Origin of the sequence: Rathayibacter sp. AY1A4 (assembly GCF_002930955.1) — a bacterium.
In the GTDB taxonomy this organism is placed as follows: domain Bacteria; phylum Actinomycetota; class Actinomycetes; order Actinomycetales; family Microbacteriaceae; genus Rathayibacter.
The window spans coordinates 1-16,036 of record NZ_PSTN01000007.1; the positions used below are offsets into that span (position 1 = coordinate 1).

Sequence of the window (16,036 nt, forward strand, 5' to 3'; positions counted from 1 at the left end):
CCTCATGTCCACCACCCTTCCCCGCACCACCACCCGCCCCTAGGTTGGGGGGACCCGCATCGCCGACCGCGCACCACAGAGTTCCGATGGAGGAACGCCATGGCCACGACACCCGTGCTCCGCAGGATCGCGATCGCGCTGGTCGCGGTCGTCGCAGTGGGAGTGGCGGGTGCCGCACCGGCGTCCGCCCTCGACAGGCCCGTCTCCGGGTACCTGAAGGACAGCGGGCTCACGCCCGAGAAGATCCGCGACTTCCTCGGCGGACCCCTCATCTCGCCCTCGACGCAGGTGGGCTACGGCGGAGCGGTCTCGAGCGTCGACGCGAACGCGAGCCGCGTGGGCATGGAGGTGCTGAAGCGCGGCGGCAACGCAGCTGACGCCGCTGTCGCCACGGCCGCCGCCCTCGGCGTGAGTGAGCCCTACAGCGCCGGCATCGGCGGAGGCGGGTACTTCGTCTACTTCGACAAGGCCTCCGGCGAGGTCAGCACCATCGACGGACGCGAGACAGCGCCGGCCGGGATCACCTCGGACGCGTTCCTCGACCCCGCGACCGGAGCCCCGTACCCGTTCACCCCGGACCTCGTCTCCTCCGGCGTCGCGGTCGGCGTGCCCGGCACGGTGGCGACCTGGGACACCGCGGTCGACCGCTTCGGAACCCTGCCGCTCCCCGTCGTGCTGGCGCCCTCGATCGCGCTCGCGGCGAAGGGCTTCCGGGTGGACGAGACCTTCCGCAACCAGACGCTCGACAACCTCGAGCGGTTCCAGGCGTTCCCCGACACGGCCGAGCTCTTCCTCCCTGGTGGGGACGCGCCGAAGGTGGGCAGCACCTTCCGCAACCTCGACCTCGCGAAGACGCTGACCTCCATCGCCGTCCACGGGCCGGACGCGTTCTACGAGGGCGCGCTGGCCGCCGAGATCGCCGACACGGTCCAGAACCCGCGGATCGCCGAGGGGTCGGACCTCCCCGCCCCGGCCGGCACGATGACCGCCGCCGACCTCGCGGCGTACTCGGTCGCCGAGCAGGCGCCGACCCGCGTCTCCTACCGCGGACTCGACGTCTACGGGATGGCACCCTCCTCCTCCGGCGGGATCGCAGTCGGCGAGGCCCTCAACATCCTCGAGAACCACGACCTCGCGGCCGAGGACACAGGCAGCGCCCTGCACCTCTACCTCGAGGCGTCCGCCCGCGCCTTCGCCGACCGCGGCGCCTACGTCGGCGACCCGGCCTTCGTCGACGTGCCCACCGAGACGCTCCTCAGCCAGGAGTTCGCGGACTCGCGGGACTGCACGATCGACCCGGCGACCGCCTCCGTCCGCCCGGTCGCGCCCGGCGCTCTCGACGGCTCGGGATGCGCGACCGCCCCCGCCGCGGAGGAGTCGGACACCGAGAACATCTCCACCACCCACCTCTCGGTCGTCGACAAGTGGGGCAACGCCGCCTCCTACACGCTGACGATCGAGCAGACCGGCGGCTCGGCGATGACCGTCCCCGGCCGCGGCTTCCTCCTCAACAACGAGATGACCGACTTCTCCCCCACCTTCGTCGACGGGGACCCGAACCGGATCGAGCCGGGCAAGCGCCCGCGCTCGTCGATGTCGCCGACGATCGTGCTCGACGGCGGGGACGTGCGGTTCGTCGTCGGCTCGCCGGGCGGATCGACGATCATCACGACGGTCCTGCAGACCCTGGTCAACCGCATCGACCTCGGCATGACGCTCCCCGAGGCGGTGGCAGCGCCCCGCGCCTCCCAGCGCAACGGCGCGACGACCTCCGCCGAGCCCGAGTTCATCGAGGCGTACGCCGACGACCTCGCTCCCTTCGGCCAGCAGCTGGTCCCCTCGGGCGACACCTTCACCTCGGCCGCGCAGATCGGGGCAGTGGCCGCCATCGAGGTCGACCCCTCCGGCCGGATGACCGCGGTCGCCGAACCGGTGCGGCGCGGCGGCGGCGTCGGGCTGGTGGTCCGGCCCGAGAAGTGACGCCCCGGAGCCTCCGCGGCCCGCTGAGAGGAACCGTCGGCCGGCCGCCCCTCTCGCCCGGGAGCGGTCCTCCGCGGGAAGGAGGCGTCTGCGACACTGGGGAGATGTCGTCGTCGCGCCCGCTGCGCACCCTCCGGGGTGTCGTCGCGGCGACGGTGGCGACGCTCGTCGCGCTGTTCTCGCACGTGGCCGGCGGCGGCCAGATCCCGGGTCCGCTCGGTGTCGCGATGCCGCTCGTCCTGTCGGTCCTGGTGTGCGTGGCGCTCGCCGGGCGCAGGCTCTCCCTGGTCCGCCTGGCGGTCTCGGTGGGAGTCAGCCAGTTCCTGTTCCACACGCTCTTCACGATCGGGACCTTCGCGGGGCCGGTCGATGCGCCGACCCTGCACGCGCACCACGGTGCCGTGATCGACGTCAGCGCGGCGATGACGCACAGCGGGATGACCGGCTCCTCGATGTGGGCGGCGCACCTCGTCGCCGCCGTCGCGACGACCGCGGCGCTCCACCGCGGCGAGTCCCTCCTCGTCCGGGTCGCCGCGACGACGAGCCACCTCGTCACCCGCCTGGTGCGGGTCCTGCCGGCTCCGGTGGCCGCTCCTCGACCCGCGCGACGCTCCTCCTTCGAGCTGCGCGACGTGCTCCCCCTCGCCTCGGGCGTCTTCCCCCAGGCGGCGCTGCGGCGCGGCCCCCCTCTGCAGCCCGCCTCCTGATCATCGACGCGAGCCGCGGCGAGGACCTCCCCGGAGGTCCCCGCGGCGTCTGACCGACCCGTCTCCTCCCCCGCAGGGGTCTCCGAGGGACGCCGGCCGGTCGGCGTCTCGGCGACTCCTCCCGGACGGATCGTCCTGGCCCGGCGCTCCTGCGCGCCGGCGGAGGGGTCTGTGGAGCGTCCCCTCGGGGACGCCCGTGAAGGGAGCCACGCCTGTGGCACAACCATCGACACCGATCGACGACGACCTCCTCCCGCCTCAGCGGCCGCTCGCCGCTCCTCTCCGCGGGGCGGAGGCGTCCCTCCTGCTCGCGATACCGGCGGCGGTCGCCGTCGCCCTGCTGGGCCTGTCGTACACCGGGGCGTTCTCGGTGGCGACGCGGCTGATCGACCCCGGCGACCTGGTGACGCGGGGCCTGCCGATCGCGCGGGTCCTGCACGACTCCGCCGCGTCGCTGACGATCGGCCTGCTCACCGCGGCCACCTTCCTGCTGCCCGGGCAGCGCATCGCGCCGGGCGTCGTCTCGTACTCGCAGAACCGCGCCCTGCGCTGGGCGACCTGGTCGGCCGCGATCTGGGTGGCGTCCGCGATCGCTGTCCTCGTGTTCACGGCGGCGAACACCATCGGGCAGCCGCTGGACGCGCCGGGCTTCCGGACGCAACTCGTCTTCTACGCCACGCGGATCGAGCTGGGGCAGACGCTCGTGGCCTCGACGGTGTGCGCGACGGCCGTCCTCCTCCTCACCCTGTTCTCGCGGCGGCTGGCCTGGGTGGCGGCGGCGACCGCGATCGCGGTGCTGGCCCTGCTCCCCCTCTCGCTCTCCGGGCACGCCGCCGGCGCCGACGAGCACGCGAACGCGGTGAACAGCCTGGCCGTGCACCTGATCGGAGTGACGGCCTGGGCCGGCGGGCTCGCCGCGGTGATCCTGCTGCGGCGGACCGTCGGCGCCCAGCTCGGCGTGGTCGTCGCGCGCTACTCCGTGCTGGCCGGCTGGGCGTTCGGGGCCGTCGCCTTCTCGGGTCTGGTGAACGCGTCGCTCCGGATCGAGGACCTCGACGACCTGAGCACGCCCTACGGGCAGCTGCTGATCGTCAAGGCCGTCGCGCTGCTCGCCCTCGGCGGCGCGGGCCTCGGGCACCGGCTGCGGCTGATCCCGCGGCTGCGCGCCGACCCGGCCGACCGCCGCGCGTTCGTCGCGATCGCGGTCGGCGAGGTGGTGGTGATGGCGCTGACCATCGGCGTCTCGGTGGCGCTCTCGAACAGCGCGCCGCCGGTCTCGCAGGACCCGATCAGCGGAGACGTCGGGCGCAGTCTGCTCGGCTTCCGCTACCCGCCCGAGGTCACACCCGAGCGGATGCTCGACCAGTGGCACCTTGACGCCGTCTGGCTCGGGATCGCGGTCGTCGGCGCCGCCCTCTACGTGTCGGCGGTCCTGAGGCTGCGGCGCCGCGGCGACGCCTGGCCGCTCGGGCGCACTGTCGCCTGGGTGGCCGGCTGCGCGGCCCTCGCCTACACGACCAGCGGCGGCCCGGCCATGTACGGGCAGGTGCACTTCAGCACCCACATGATCCAGCACATGCTGCTGATGATGGTCGTGCCGCCACTGCTCGTGCTCGGCGGACCGGTGCTGCTCGCTCTGCGGGTGCTGCCGGTGCGCCGCGACGGCGGGCGCGGGCTGCGCGAGTGGATCCTCGCCGTCGTGCACTCCCGCTACCTCGCCGTGCTGTCGCGGGCACCCGTCGCCGCCGTGCTCTTCGCCGGCAGCCTGGTCGTCTTCTACTACACCGGCTGGTTCGAGTGGGCGATGTTCAGCCATCAGGGCCACGTCCTGATGACCCTGCACTTCCTCGCCACGGGCTATCTCTTCTTCTGGGTCCTGATCGGCGTCGACCCCGGCCCGAACCGGCCCGGCCACGTGCTGAGGCTGCTGGTGATGCTCGCGACGCTGGCGTTCCACGCCTTCTTCGGCCTGGCGATCATGTCGCAGACCACCGTGCTGGCCGCGTCCTGGTGGACCGCGCTCGGGTACACCGACACGGAGGCGCTGCTCGCCGACCAGGGCGTCGGCGGAGGGATCGCCTGGTCGGCGGGCGAGATCCCGATGGTGCTGATCGCCCTCGTCGTGGTCGCGCAGTGGGTGCGCTCCGAGGAGCGGACCGCGAAGCGCTACGACCGGCGCGCCGACCGCGACGGCGAGGCCGAGCTCACCGCCTACAACGACCGTCTGAACCGGCTCGACAGCCGGAGCACTCCCCGTCCGACCACCACGAAGGAGACCGACCGATGACCTCTCGACCCCTGCGACGGCTTCCCGCCGCGCTGGCAGCCCTCGCCCTGGCGGGCGTCCTGATCGGGACGGCCGGGCCCGTCCAGGCGCACGACCAGCTGATCAGCAGCACTCCCGGCTCCGGTGAGCACTTCACGAACTCGCCTGCGGAGGTGACGCTGACGTACTCCGAGGACGTCCTCACGATCGGCGCGCTGGTCCTCGTCACCGACATGGACGGCATCGACCACGTCTCCGGCCCGGTCGAGCTGACCGACTCGACGGTCACCGCTCCGCTCGAGGCGGCGCTTCCCGGCGGCTCCTACGACCTCAAGTGGCGGGTGGTCTCCGCCGACGGCCACCCGATCGCGGGAGTCGTCCCCTTCACCGTCGGCGACGGCGCCTCGGCGCAGGCCGCGGCCGTGGCGGAATCCACCCCGACCGTCGAGCCGACCGTCGTCGCAGCCGCCTCCTCGCAGGCCCCGCCGGACGTCCTCCGACCGGTCCTCATCGGTCTGACCGGCGCGGTCCTCGCCGTCGCGGCCTTCCTCCTGATCACCCGCCGCCGCGGGCGGCCCTCGACCACCACCGAAGACCGGACGTCGTCGTGACCGCCGACGTCCTCCACCCACCGCACCACTTCACAGGAAGGCGCCACACCATGCGCACTCGACACGTCACCACCCTCTCCGCCCTCTCGGCCGCAGCCCTGCTCGCCCTGACCGGCTGCAGTGCCGGAGCCTCCGGCAGCCCCTCCGCCGAGGTCGCGCCCGCCGCGACCGAGGTGACCATCACCGACGGCTGGGTGAAGGCCGCCGACTCCGGCATGTCCGCCGCGTTCGGTGAGCTGGAGAACTCCGGCACCGAGGACGTCACCGTCGTGTCCGCCACCTCCGCCGCGTCCTCCGAGCTCGAGCTGCACGAGACCGTGGCGAACGAGTCGGGCGAGATGGTGATGCGTGCCAAGGAGAGCGGCTTCACGATCCCCGCCGGCGGCAGCCTCGAGCTCGCCCCCGGCGGGAACCACATCATGCTGATGGACCTCGCCGCGCCGATCGTCGCCGGGGACGAGGTCACCGTCACCCTCACCTTCTCGGACGACTCCACGACGGAGTTCACCGTCCCGGCGCGCGACTACGCCGGCGCGAACGAGAACTACGAGGGCGGCGACATGGACATGGACATGGGCGGAGAGGGCTGATGAGCGAGGACCGCGAGACCGGCCACAGCGCCGACGAGCGCCCGCGCAGCGCCGTCAGCCGGCGACGGCTCCTCCTCGGCGGAGCAGTCGCCGGCATCGGCGCGGCGGGTGCGATCGGAGCGGACCAGCTGCTCGGCCGCGGCGGCGCTGCGCCGGCAGCGGCCGCCGCGCTGAACGGCGACGAGACGATCCCCTTCCACGGTGCGCACCAGGCGGGGATCGCCGCGACACCGCAGGCGCACGCGACCTTCGTCGCCCTCGATCTGCGCGAGAGCACCGACCGGGACGGACTGCGGCGGATGCTGCGCATCCTGTCCGACGACGCCGCGCGCCTCACCCAGGGGCAGCCGGCCCTGGCCGACTCCGAGCCCGAGCTCGGCGTGGTCCCCGCCCGCCTCACCGTGACCTTCGGGTTCGGGCCGAGGCTCGTGTCCCTCGCGGCCGGCGAGGCGGCGAAGCCGGCCTGGCTGGCACCGCTACCTGCGTTCGGGATCGACCGGCTCGAGGAGCAGTGGAACGACGGGGACCTGCTGCTGCAGTTCCACGCCGACGACGCGTTCACGATCGCGCACGCGCTGCGGATGCTGCTGAAGAACACCCGCACCTTCGCGACCGTCCGCTGGACCCAGACCGGGTTCCGCCGGGCGCACGGCTCCGAGAAGGCCGGCACCACGATGCGGAACCTGTTCGGCCAGGTCGACGGGACCGTCAATCCGCGCCCCGAGGACGTCGACTTCGACGAGCTGGTCTGGGTCCGCGACGGCTGGCTCGTCGGCGGCACCGGGCTGGTGCTGCGCCGGATCCGGATGGACCTCGACAAGTGGGACCGCCTGGACCGCAGCGGCCGCGAGCAGTCCGTCGGGCGGACCCTCGCGAACGGCGCGCCCCTCACCGGGACGGCGGAGGCCGACGAGCCCGACTTCGAGGCGACGACGGCCATCGGCTTCCCGGTGATCCCGGAGTTCTCGCACATGAGGCGCGCCCGCTCGGAGAACACCGCCGAGCGCTTCCACCGCCGCGCCTACAACTACGACGACACCCCGACGGGCGAGGACATCTCGAACTCCGGGCTGATCTTCGCGGCGTACCAGGCCGACGTCACCGCGCAGTTCGTGCCGATCCAGAAGCGCCTGGACGAGCTGGACCTGCTCAACGAGTGGACGACGCCGATCGGCTCCGCCGTCTTCGCGATCCCGCCGGGCTGCGTCGAGGGCGGCTACATCGGCGACACCCTCCTCTGACCCTCACCGGCACCCGCCACAGCACCGAAGGACCAGAAGCATGACCACCACCGCCACGAGACCCCGCGACTCCGCCGACACCCCGCCCTCGCCGCGCAGAAGCAGCGCAGGCTGGCTCGGACAGCTGCTGCTCCGCCTGCACTTCTCCGCCGCCCTGTTCGTCGGGCCGTTCATCCTCGTCGCCGCGACCAGCGGAGCGCTCTACGCACTCACCCCGCAGCTCGAGCAGGTCGTCTACGCGCAGGAGCTGCACGCCCCCGAAGCGGACACCTACCTGCCCCTGGCCGACCAGATCGACGCCGCCGACGAGTACACCGGAGGCGGGCAGAGCATCGTCGCTGTCCGCCCCGCCCCGAACCCCGGCGACACCACCCGGGTGATGTACGCGGACCCGTCGCTCGGCGCGAGCGAGACCCGCGCGGTCTTCATCGATCCGGCCACCGCCGACGTCCGCGGCGACCTCACCGCCTACGGCACCAGCGGCGCCCTGCCGTTGCGGACCTGGATCGGCGACCTGCACCGGACGCTGCACCTCGGGGACGTGGGCCGCTCCTACAGCGAGCTCGCCGCCTCCTGGCTGGGGGTCGTCGCCCTCGCCGGCCTGGGCCTCTGGATCATCCGCCTCCGCCGCGCCCGCGTGAAGAGGGACCTGCTGCGCCCCGCGCCGAGGACCACCGGCTACAAGCGCCTGTTCTCCTGGCACGCCTCCATCGGCGTCTGGCTGCTCGTCGGCGCCCTGTTCCTCTCGACCACCGGCATCACCTGGTCGCTCTACGGAGGCGGGAACTTCGAGACCCTCCGCTCCGCAGTCGGCTGGACCACGCCCTCGCTGGGGACGACGCTCGGCGACCGGACCGGCGAGGTGGCCGACGAGCACGCCGGGCACGCCGGACACGGCGCGGCCACCGGCGACGCCGTCGAGTCGACGGCGGGCTACTCGCCGGCCGCCTACGACTCGGTGCTCTCGGTCGCCCGCGAGGTCAACGTGAACACGGGACTGGTCGAGATCCGGCCGCCCGCGGCGGAGGGCTCGGCCTGGGTCGTGCAGGAGATCCAGCGCAGCTTCCCGACCGAGGTCGACGGCGTCGCGATCGACGGGAGCACGATGCAGGTCGTCGACCGGGTCGACTTCGCCGACTTCGGCCTCGTCGCCAAGCTCTCCCGCTGGGGCATCGACACGCACATGGGCTCGATGTTCGGGCTGCCCAACCAGCTGCTGCTGTTCGTCACCGCGGCCGGCATCGCCACGATGGTCGTGCTCGGGTACCTGATGTGGTGGAAGCGCCGCCCCACCCGCGGCCCCCGACGGCTCGTCGGCACCCCGCCGGCCCGGGGAGCGCTCCGGCGCGCGCCGTGGTGGGGAGTCGCGTCCGTCCTGGTGGTCGCCGCCGCGGTCGGGCTGTTCCTCCCGCTCCTGGGTGCGAGCCTCGCGGCCTTCGTGATCGTCGACACGCTGCTGGGGCTCCGACCCGCGCACCGCTGAGCGGAGGGGGCGCCGGCCCGGTGGGGTCCACCGGGTCGGCGTCACAGCCCCTTCGGGAAGGCGAGGGAGCGCAGCGCGGGGTCGAGGCCCTCCCACTGGTGGCGCCGCTCCGCGTCCCGGTCGGCGTCGCTCCCCCGGAGCCCGACCGCCTTCGCGGCGTACACGGCGGCGTGCGAGCAGTGGTCCGCCATGTGCGCGACGGCCGCGGCCTGTCCGGCCGCCCGCGCGGCGGCGGTGGCGGCGCGCTCGCCCGCCTGCGTCGCGGCGCGGGCTGCGGCGTGCGCCGCGAAGGCGGCCGTGCGGCACTCCGTCATCGGAGCCCCGCCCCGCTCCCAGGCGCGGAGGACGTCGAGCGCGCGCCGGGGCCGGGGATCGTCCGGATCCCACTCCTCGAACGCGGGGAGGGCGCGCTCCGCGCACTCCGCCGCCCATCGCGCGAGCGCCCGGTGGACCTCCGGCTCCGGATTCGCCCAGGCCGGCTTCTCCGCTCCGCTCACGGGTCTTCCTCCGATTCCGGAGCTCAGCTGGCTCTTCCCAGATGAGGGTGTAGGTCGGCCGGGAGCGTCGGTCCGCAGATAGACGTCGAGGTCTCCCGACGACGGAGGTTCCTCCGCCATCCGTCCGAAAGACCTCGACGTGACCGACGCTACCCCGCCGGCCGGCTTCGGCCTCCCTGACCTGACCGCCTTCGCGTCTCATCCCAGTCGACCCTGATCGAGTCTGCTGACCCCCTCGACGAGAACGCAGCGACATCACAGCCACCCAACCCCGACCGTCCGGGAAGCCGGGACACGTCACATGACCTGTGCTGCGGGCGTGTCGAGTGGGTCGTCCAGGGGCGACGCAGGAGCGTCGACGCGACGTGCTGAGAGGTGGTTCCAGTCGAGCGCTAGGACACCGGCTACAGGCATGGCGATAGGTCAGGAACGGCGTCGCTCCCTGCGCAGGAGGGAGCGCAGAGTCTCGGCATTCGCGTAGCCGACCCGTAGCGCGATCTCGGCGGAGGTGAAGTCCGTGGTTGCTGAGAGGTGCCGAGCTCGTTCGATGCGAAGCCGTTGGACGAAGCCGAGCGGAGTGAGGTTGAGCGCCGCACGGACTCGTCGTTCGAGGGTGCGCCGGCTGGTGCCGAGCGACTGCGCGACGAAGGCGACGTTGAACGGTTCGTCCAGGCGGGCGCGCACGAAGCGTTCGAACTCGACGACGATCGGGTCCTCGTGCCGGAGATGTTCGTAGGCGACGAAGGCCGCCTGAGACGGACGCTCGTCGATGATGAGGAGCTTGGCGACATGTTGGGCCAGGTCGGGGCTGATCGATCGCACGAGTGAGAGCGCGAGGTCGATGTGGGCGAACGCGGCGCCGGCGGTGACGAGGTTCCCGTCGACCACGACCATGGTGTCGAGATCGAGGGCGACGGTCGGATAGCGCTTCAGGAACTCCGGCCCCAGGAACCAGCTGGTCGTCGCCCTCCGATGATGCATCCGTCCGGTCTCGGCGACAGCGAACACGCCGGTGCACGCCGCGGCGATCCGGGTGGTCGCCTCGTCGAGGCGCCCGAGCGAGGCGATGACCGAACGAGCATCTCGGCTCTGGAGGACGTCGTTGGTAGCGGCGGCCGTAAGGGTTCCAAGCGCAGGGACGACGACCACGTCGAACTCTCCGGACTCCGACAGCGGGTGGTCCACCGACAGGGTCATCGATGCCGTCGTGGTCACTCGCCGTTTCGGTCCGAGGATGGCGAGTTCGATCGGGTCGATCCGCGGGTCGACATCGCCGCGGGCTCCGTCGGCCACCCGCACGATGTCGATGATCGACGCGATAGCCGAACCGAAGCAGCCGTCGATCGCGATCAGTCCGATACGCATGACGTAAACAATAGCAATACTGCCGTATACGCCACTCCCCACCGGCCCTCGCTCGTCATACGCTGAACTCGTCCCACGAAGAACCCCGACGTCAAGGAGAGTCCCTCATGTCCACACCCGCATCACTTCCGTATGCCTTCGTCGCCAAGATCGTCGCGGCCGATGGACAGCACGACGCGGTCGCCGATCTGCTCGCCGGCGCTGTCGCACTCGCCAACGAAGAAGTAGGAACGATTGTCTGGTTCGCGGTCAGGACCCACGCCGACACCTTCTGGATCTTCGATGCATTCCCCGACGAAGCCGCTCGCGACGCCCACGCCAACGGCGCCATCGTCGCAGCCCTGATGGCCAACCAGCACCTCCTCGGCGCAGCACCCGAGATCCTGGCGGCCGACGTCCTCGCGTCCAAGCTCCCGTAGTCCGCCAACGCACGAGACGATCGCGCCCCGCCGAGCCGTCGCCAGGTCGCGACGCAACGCCACGCTGCGTTGCCGAGCGGTGCGAGGCCTATCGGCACACGGACAGGATGCCGGCCGCGAGCGCTCAGCCGGCGAGGGGTCCGTCGCAGAGGAGAGCGACGTCGGTGTCGGGCAGAGCCGTGAGGCCAGCGCATCGCGCGACCACCAGAACGGTTCGCCGGAGCCGCCTGTCGGAATCGAACGGACGACCTAATCACGTCGGCTTTGCGTCTATCGCTTGATGCGCCCACTGGGCGAACGAGCCGCTGACCTGCGCAAACGCCGAGCGTGGAGGACGCCGCCATCCGGTGGTGACCGACGACGACCGACCAGTACCGACCGTTTCACCGGAGCTTGCGGCGGCGTCGAAGCCGAGCAAGCTCCATTCTTTCAACTCACCGCGCCCTCCTCCTCGCCGGCCCCGTCGTCGGCGAAGACGTTTCAGGGGTCTTCTCAGATGACGGTGTAGGTCGGCCGGGAGCGTCGGTCCGCAGATAGACGTCGAGGTCTCCCGACGACGGAGGTTCCTACGCCATCCGTCCGAAAGACCTCGACGTGACCGACGCTACCCCGCCGGCCGGCTTCGGCCTCCCTGACCTGACCGCCTTCGCTCGACTCGACGGCCTCGGTCTGCACACCGGCGCGGACCTGCTCACCGACAAGCAGAGCGACAGGCTACGCGCGCTGTTCGTTGATGACGCTCACGTCGAGGTCGAGGCGACCTGGGGTGTCTACCAGCGCATGATCGCCGCCTATCGCCACGAGGACCGGCAACGTGGCCGCGAGCTCATGGAGAAGCTGATCACCGACCTCAGCGCCGGCGTCCCCAAGGTGCTCACCGAGCTCACCACCCTGGGCCGGACCCTGAAGAAGCGAGCCGCTGACGTGCTCGCCTACTTCGAACGACCCGGCACCAGCAACGGGCCGACCGAGGCGCTCAACGGACGGCTCGAACACCTGCGCGGCTCCGCACTCGGGTTCCGCAACCTGACCAACTACATCGCCCGAAGCCTGCTCGAGACCGGCGGCTTCAGACCCCAACTCCTACACCCCCGATTGGGATGAGCCGCTCAGCTCCGGCGCGGCCGCCCCGTGAAGTGCTTCACCCCGTAGACCAGGAGGAGCAGGATGCCGCTCAGCTGCAGGGCGAGCGAGAAGCCGGAGGCGAACTCACCGGCCGGCCACACCAGCCTCAGCACCAGCGCGACGAACATCGCTGTGACCCCGACGACGAACAGGACTCGATTCCGCATCCATCGAGTCGACCATCCGCACGCGCATCGGGGCCGGCCGGAGGCCTCAGCTCCGCGGCCGCCGCAGTTCGGCGTCGTCGTCTCGCGGCGCTCACCTCCCGGATGCAGGAGCCGGCGTCGAGCTGTCCTCGGAAGTGGACCAGACCGCCTGCGCTCCGGTGTCGCCGATCTGGACGACGTTCGCAGTCGCTCCCACTGCGACGACGATCGCGACGGCGGCGAGGATCAGCGAGGGGACCGAGCGGGCGCTCCGTCCCCTCGTGTCGGCGGAGTTCCTCCCGCGCGTCCGGAACCAGAGCCAGTGCGCCACGCAGAGGACGAACAGTCCGGCAGCCCAGGGCAGCAGGTGATCGCCGAGCTCGGCGTGGCGTTCGAGTGCTGCGGAGGGGTCGACCTGCCGTTCGAGCGCTTCGCCGGCCTGAGTGGCGAGCGGGACTCCGAGAAGGGCGACGAGGGCGGTGATCGGAGTGATCACGCCCAGGCGTCGGCGGGCGGCCGGCCAGACGCTGCCGAGGATGAGCATCAGGGCGGCGAGGGGGAGCAGGACGACGACGACGTGGACGAGGAGGGGGTGGAGGGGGAGGCCGTTGATCTGCCAGTCGGTCATCGTGAGTCACGCTTTCGGTTGAGGAGGCGTTCCGGTGCGCAGCGCATCGTTCAGCCTCCGGCGAGGGTGGTCAGCAGGTCCTGGATGCTCGTCTTCTCTGCGACCGGGTCGGGGCTTCCGGCGCGGACGGAGGAGAGGACGGGGTCGATCTGCTGGTCGACGTAGGTCCACGTCTGGCAGTTCGCGGCGCTCAGCGCAGGCTCCGCGTCGTCCCAGGCGGTCTCGAGGTCGGTGGCGCGGGCTTTCGCGCCGGCCTGGTCGCCGCTGGTGACGAGGGCGAGGGTGTCGGCGGTGATCGTCTGGAAGTTCTGCACGTCGGCGGAGGGGAAGTCGGTCTGAACGGATGCCTTCGCGTCAGCTGCGGACAGCGTTCCCGACGCATCGCAGGCCGGGGCTGCGCCTTCGGGTGCTGGGGTGGTGTGCGGCTGGCTGTTGGTGAAGGCGAGCAGCCCGACGACGGCGACGGCGAGGACCGCGAAGGCGACGAGTGAACGGCGTTCGCGGGCGACGGGCGGGGCGTGGTGCTCGGATGCGCCTTTGTCGACATCGGCCTTGCTGAGGGAGAGGTAGACGACGGTGGCGAGGATCGCGACCAGGAAGATGATGCTGGTGACGAAGGTGCCGAGCCCGAGGCCCTGCTCGTCGGGGGACAGGCCGAGCCAGTCGCCGATATTGGCGCCGAGGGGGCGGGTGAGGATGTAGGCGATCCAGAACGCGAGGACCGGGTTCGCGCCGTAGCGCCAGAGGCCGGTGACGATCGCGATCAGGGCGAGGGGCAGGAGGATCGAGACGCCGGGGCCCCAGCCGGTGAGCTCGAGAGTCCAGTCGCCGAGGGCGGTGCCGAGCGCGAAGGTGACCAGGACGGTGAGCCAGTAGAACGCCTCCCGCGGGGTGGTGTCGATGCTGTGGATCGAGAGGGTGCGCTCCTTCGAGTACCAGACGCCGAACACGATCACGAGCAGCACGGAGAAGACGAGGGAGCTGGCCCAGAGAGGCACGCCGAGCTGGTCGGTGAGGATGTCGGTGAGCAGGGTGCCGGTGACGCTCATCACGACGACGGTCAGCCAGTACGCGGAGGGGACGTAGCGTCGCAGCCGCATCTGGATGGCGAGCACCACCGCGGTGACCACGATGAAGATCACGGCGGTCGCGATGAGGCCGACGCCGAGGACCATGTTGATCCAGTCGGCGAAGCTCTCACCGACCGTGGTGCAGAGGATCTTGATGATCCAGAACCAGATGGTGACCTCGGGGACCTTGCTGAGCAGCCGCCGGCCCGAGGCGCGGGATGTCGTCGTTGAGATGTCCATGCCCGCAGAGTCTCAGTCGGGACGTGGGCGGCGGCTCGGGATGCGCCGTACTGCGTTGTGTGTGCTCACAACGACCCGAAGCACCGCGGTTCGACCAGGTCAGTACCGAGCCGATGGGCTGAGGTTCTGTGCTTTCACAACAGTTGCAGGAGAATCCTCTGCCGCAGGTGGACGCACGTTCGTAGCGTGGACTCCTCCGGCGCGCTCCGCGTCGAGAGACGAGGACGACACTGATGCCGAACCGGGATCCCCTATCGGACGGTGAGATCGCCTACCGGGCAGCGCGACGCTGGCCGCTGATCTCGGCCGGCCTCGCGGTGCTGCTCACCGTCCTCCTGGCCGCGCTGATCTTCTACCGCGAGCACGACAAGCCGTTCGGATTCGACACCGCCTGGATGAACGAGATCATCGAGCACCGGTCCACGTTCTGGCTCGTGCCGTCGCTGGTGATGAACAGCCTCGGAGGCGGGATCCTCGGCACGATCGTGATCCCTCTCATCGTCTTCGTGGCGCTGCTGATCCGGCGCGGACGCTGGACGGCGACGTACTTCGCGATCGCCGCGCCGCTCGGCGGGCTGCTGGTGCAGATCCTCAAGAACGCGATCGGTCGTCCCAGGCCGCTGGAGATACTCGTGAACGCCGACTTCGGCTCGTTCCCCTCCGGCCACAGCGCGAACGCCGCCACGACCGCGGTGGTCCTCGCTGTCGTCTTCCCGCTCTGGTGGGTCCGCATCGCCGGCGCCGTGTACACGGTGGCGATGATGCTCAGCCGCACCTACCTCGGGGCGCACTGGATCTCCGACACCGTCGGCGGACTGCTCCTGGGCGCCGGCGTTGCCCTGATCGTCTGGGCGCCGCTCGCGGTCCGGCTGCACACCGAGCGCGTGGCGTCACCGCCGCCCCTCTGGCGCCGGATCGCCCGACGGCGGGCCCTCAGCTGACGCCTCGTCAGGGTCGAGGCTTCTCGACGGCGCCGCGGAGGATCGTCAGGAGGACGACGGCGACGATCGACCCGGACGCGATCAGGCCCGCGAGCACGACGATCTGGAAGACGCCCGCCGCCACAGGCGAGAGTCCGCCGAAGACGGCGCCGATGAACGCGCCGGGCAGGACGACGAGACCTGTCGTCCTGGTCTGGTCGGTCAGCGGCACCAGGCCGGTCCAGGCCGCCTCCCGCGCCAGGCCGATCGTCGCCTGCCGGGGCCGGGCGCCGAGAGCCAGCCAGCCCTCGACCTGCTCCCAGCGGTCGGCGAGCGTGATCGCCAGGGCTCGGCCGGTGACGGTCGCGACGGTCATCGCGCCGCCGAGGAGGATCCCGCCGACCGCGAGGACGTAGCGGCCGGTGAACGGGACGGCTCCGAGCCCGAAGACGATCCCGGCGCTGAGGGCGACTCCGGCCGTCATCGCCGCGGTGACCGCGAGGACCGTGCGCCGGGTGCGGCCGAGGCGGGCGGACGCCGTGAGCACCGCGGTACCGAACATGACGGCCAGGAAGAGCAGGACCCAGCGGAGGTCCGCGATGACTCCCGAGAGGATCACCGCGAGCACTCCGAGCTGAACAGCCCCACGGAGGATCGCCAGCGCCGGTCGCGCGAACGAGACGACTCCGAACGCGCGGAGTGCGGCCACGGAGACTGCCGCGCAGATCGCGACCGCCGCGGCCACGGC

15 protein-coding genes and 1 pseudogene are annotated in these 16,036 nt (G+C 71.5%); 10 read left to right on the forward strand and 6 right to left on the reverse strand.

All coding sequences use genetic code 11. The annotated features are described in order from the left end of the window. Window positions 1-99 precede the first annotated feature (99 nt). The 7 genes from ggt to C5B92_RS05845 all read left to right on the forward strand — a co-directional run bounded on the left by ggt (window position 100) and on the right by C5B92_RS05845 (window position 8,878). The gene (gene ggt, locus C5B92_RS05815; protein ID WP_104250437.1) at window positions 100-1,980 is read left to right on the forward strand and encodes a gamma-glutamyltransferase; all 1,881 of its coding nucleotides are present in this window, start codon (window positions 100-102) and stop codon (window positions 1,978-1,980) included. Between the two features lie 104 nt (window positions 1,981-2,084). After that, window positions 2,085-2,687: a hypothetical protein gene (locus C5B92_RS05820; protein WP_104350155.1), complete on the forward strand. Its 603-nt coding sequence runs from the start codon at window positions 2,085-2,087 to the stop codon at window positions 2,685-2,687. Window positions 2,688-2,901: 214 nt separating this feature from the next. Beyond that, window positions 2,902-4,974: a bifunctional copper resistance protein CopD/cytochrome c oxidase assembly protein gene (locus tag C5B92_RS05825; RefSeq protein WP_258061275.1), complete on the forward strand. Its 2,073-nt coding sequence runs from the start codon at window positions 2,902-2,904 to the stop codon at window positions 4,972-4,974. After that, window positions 4,971-5,564: a copper resistance protein CopC gene (locus C5B92_RS05830; RefSeq protein ID WP_104250440.1), complete on the forward strand. Its 594-nt coding sequence runs from the start codon at window positions 4,971-4,973 to the stop codon at window positions 5,562-5,564. Before C5B92_RS05825 ends, C5B92_RS05830 begins: the two co-directional genes overlap by 4 nt. A 50-nt stretch (window positions 5,565-5,614) precedes the next feature. Then, window positions 5,615-6,154 (forward strand): copper chaperone PCu(A)C, encoded by a 540-nt coding sequence (locus tag C5B92_RS05835; protein WP_104274074.1) that lies wholly within the window; start codon window positions 5,615-5,617, stop codon window positions 6,152-6,154. After that, window positions 6,154-7,395 (forward strand): Dyp-type peroxidase, encoded by a 1,242-nt coding sequence (locus C5B92_RS05840; RefSeq protein ID WP_104350157.1) that lies wholly within the window; start codon window positions 6,154-6,156, stop codon window positions 7,393-7,395. The genes C5B92_RS05835 and C5B92_RS05840 overlap by 1 nt, the downstream gene beginning before the upstream one ends. Before the next feature lie 40 nt (window positions 7,396-7,435). Further along, a complete protein-coding gene (locus tag C5B92_RS05845; protein ID WP_104350158.1) occupies window positions 7,436-8,878 on the forward strand; it encodes a PepSY domain-containing protein in 1,443 nt (480 codons plus the stop codon). A 41-nt stretch (window positions 8,879-8,919) separates the two neighbouring features. Here C5B92_RS05845 and C5B92_RS05850 read toward each other — a convergent pair whose 3' ends face one another. Next, entirely contained in the window at window positions 8,920-9,375 is a 456-nt protein-coding gene (locus C5B92_RS05850; protein ID WP_104255763.1) for a putative immunity protein, read from the reverse strand. Window positions 9,376-9,798: 423 nt separating this feature from the next. Continuing rightward, window positions 9,799-10,740 (reverse strand): GlxA family transcriptional regulator, encoded by a 942-nt coding sequence (locus C5B92_RS05855; RefSeq protein WP_053548963.1) that lies wholly within the window; start codon window positions 10,738-10,740, stop codon window positions 9,799-9,801. Window positions 10,741-10,847: 107 nt separating this feature from the next. On the opposite strand from C5B92_RS05855, the gene C5B92_RS05860 reads away from it, so the two are divergent. Together C5B92_RS05860 and C5B92_RS05870 are read left to right on the forward strand one after the other, a co-directional pair. Further along, window positions 10,848-11,159, forward strand: a complete 312-nt coding sequence (locus C5B92_RS05860) for a putative quinol monooxygenase (protein WP_033107114.1) — start codon at window positions 10,848-10,850, stop codon at window positions 11,157-11,159. A 669-nt stretch (window positions 11,160-11,828) separates the two neighbouring features. Further along, window positions 11,829-12,263: pseudogene (locus tag C5B92_RS05870) on the forward strand (transposase); the annotation flags it as partial. A 5-nt stretch (window positions 12,264-12,268) separates the two neighbouring features. On the opposite strand, the gene C5B92_RS05875 reads toward C5B92_RS05870, so the two are convergent. From C5B92_RS05875 to C5B92_RS05885, 3 genes are all read right to left on the reverse strand, one after another. Beyond that, entirely contained in the window at window positions 12,269-12,451 is a 183-nt protein-coding gene (locus C5B92_RS05875) for a hypothetical protein (protein ID WP_104224784.1), read from the reverse strand. 91 nt (window positions 12,452-12,542) lie between these two features. Further along, on the reverse strand, window positions 12,543-13,058 hold the full coding sequence (locus tag C5B92_RS05880) for a DUF2231 domain-containing protein (protein WP_104314232.1): 516 nt from the start codon (window positions 13,056-13,058) through the stop codon (window positions 12,543-12,545). A 50-nt stretch (window positions 13,059-13,108) separates the two neighbouring features. Further along, complete coding sequence (locus C5B92_RS05885; RefSeq protein ID WP_104255760.1) at window positions 13,109-14,368, reverse strand: hypothetical protein; 1,260 nt, start codon at window positions 14,366-14,368, stop codon at window positions 13,109-13,111. 233 nt (window positions 14,369-14,601) lie between these two features. Here C5B92_RS05885 and C5B92_RS05890 point away from each other — a divergent pair, with 233 nt between their 5' ends. Continuing rightward, window positions 14,602-15,309, forward strand: coding sequence for a phosphatase PAP2 family protein (locus C5B92_RS05890; protein WP_181028749.1), 708 nt, complete (start codon window positions 14,602-14,604; stop codon window positions 15,307-15,309). A 7-nt stretch (window positions 15,310-15,316) separates the two neighbouring features. Here the strand turns inward: C5B92_RS05890 and C5B92_RS05895 are convergent, their stop codons facing one another. Next, window positions 15,317-16,033, reverse strand: coding sequence for an ABC transporter permease (locus C5B92_RS05895; protein WP_258061276.1), 717 nt, complete (start codon window positions 16,031-16,033; stop codon window positions 15,317-15,319). Window positions 16,034-16,036: the final 3 nt, after the last annotated feature.

Excerpts from the sequence above, each read along its gene's own strand:
- C5B92_RS05830 (WP_104250440.1), top strand. The coding sequence starts at position 4,971 with ATGACCTCTCGACCCCTGCGACGGCTTCCCGCCGCGCTGGCAGCCCTC.
- C5B92_RS05835 (WP_104274074.1), top strand. The coding sequence starts at position 5,615 with ATGCGCACTCGACACGTCACCACCCTCTCCGCCCTCTCGGCCGCAGCC.
- C5B92_RS05820 (WP_104350155.1), top strand. The coding sequence starts at position 2,085 with ATGTCGTCGTCGCGCCCGCTGCGCACCCTCCGGGGTGTCGTCGCGGCG.
- C5B92_RS05845 (WP_104350158.1), top strand. The coding sequence starts at position 7,436 with ATGACCACCACCGCCACGAGACCCCGCGACTCCGCCGACACCCCGCCC.
- ggt (WP_104250437.1), top strand. The coding sequence starts at position 100 with ATGGCCACGACACCCGTGCTCCGCAGGATCGCGATCGCGCTGGTCGCG.
- C5B92_RS05880 (WP_104314232.1), bottom strand. The coding sequence starts at position 13,058 with ATGACCGACTGGCAGATCAACGGCCTCCCCCTCCACCCCCTCCTCGTC.
- C5B92_RS05885 (WP_104255760.1), bottom strand. The coding sequence starts at position 14,368 with ATGGACATCTCAACGACGACATCCCGCGCCTCGGGCCGGCGGCTGCTC.
- C5B92_RS05890 (WP_181028749.1), top strand. The coding sequence starts at position 14,602 with ATGCCGAACCGGGATCCCCTATCGGACGGTGAGATCGCCTACCGGGCA.
- C5B92_RS05860 (WP_033107114.1), top strand. The coding sequence starts at position 10,848 with ATGTCCACACCCGCATCACTTCCGTATGCCTTCGTCGCCAAGATCGTC.
- C5B92_RS05875 (WP_104224784.1), bottom strand. The coding sequence starts at position 12,451 with ATGCGGAATCGAGTCCTGTTCGTCGTCGGGGTCACAGCGATGTTCGTC.
- C5B92_RS05840 (WP_104350157.1), top strand. The coding sequence starts at position 6,154 with ATGAGCGAGGACCGCGAGACCGGCCACAGCGCCGACGAGCGCCCGCGC.
- C5B92_RS05855 (WP_053548963.1), bottom strand. The coding sequence starts at position 10,740 with ATGCGTATCGGACTGATCGCGATCGACGGCTGCTTCGGTTCGGCTATC.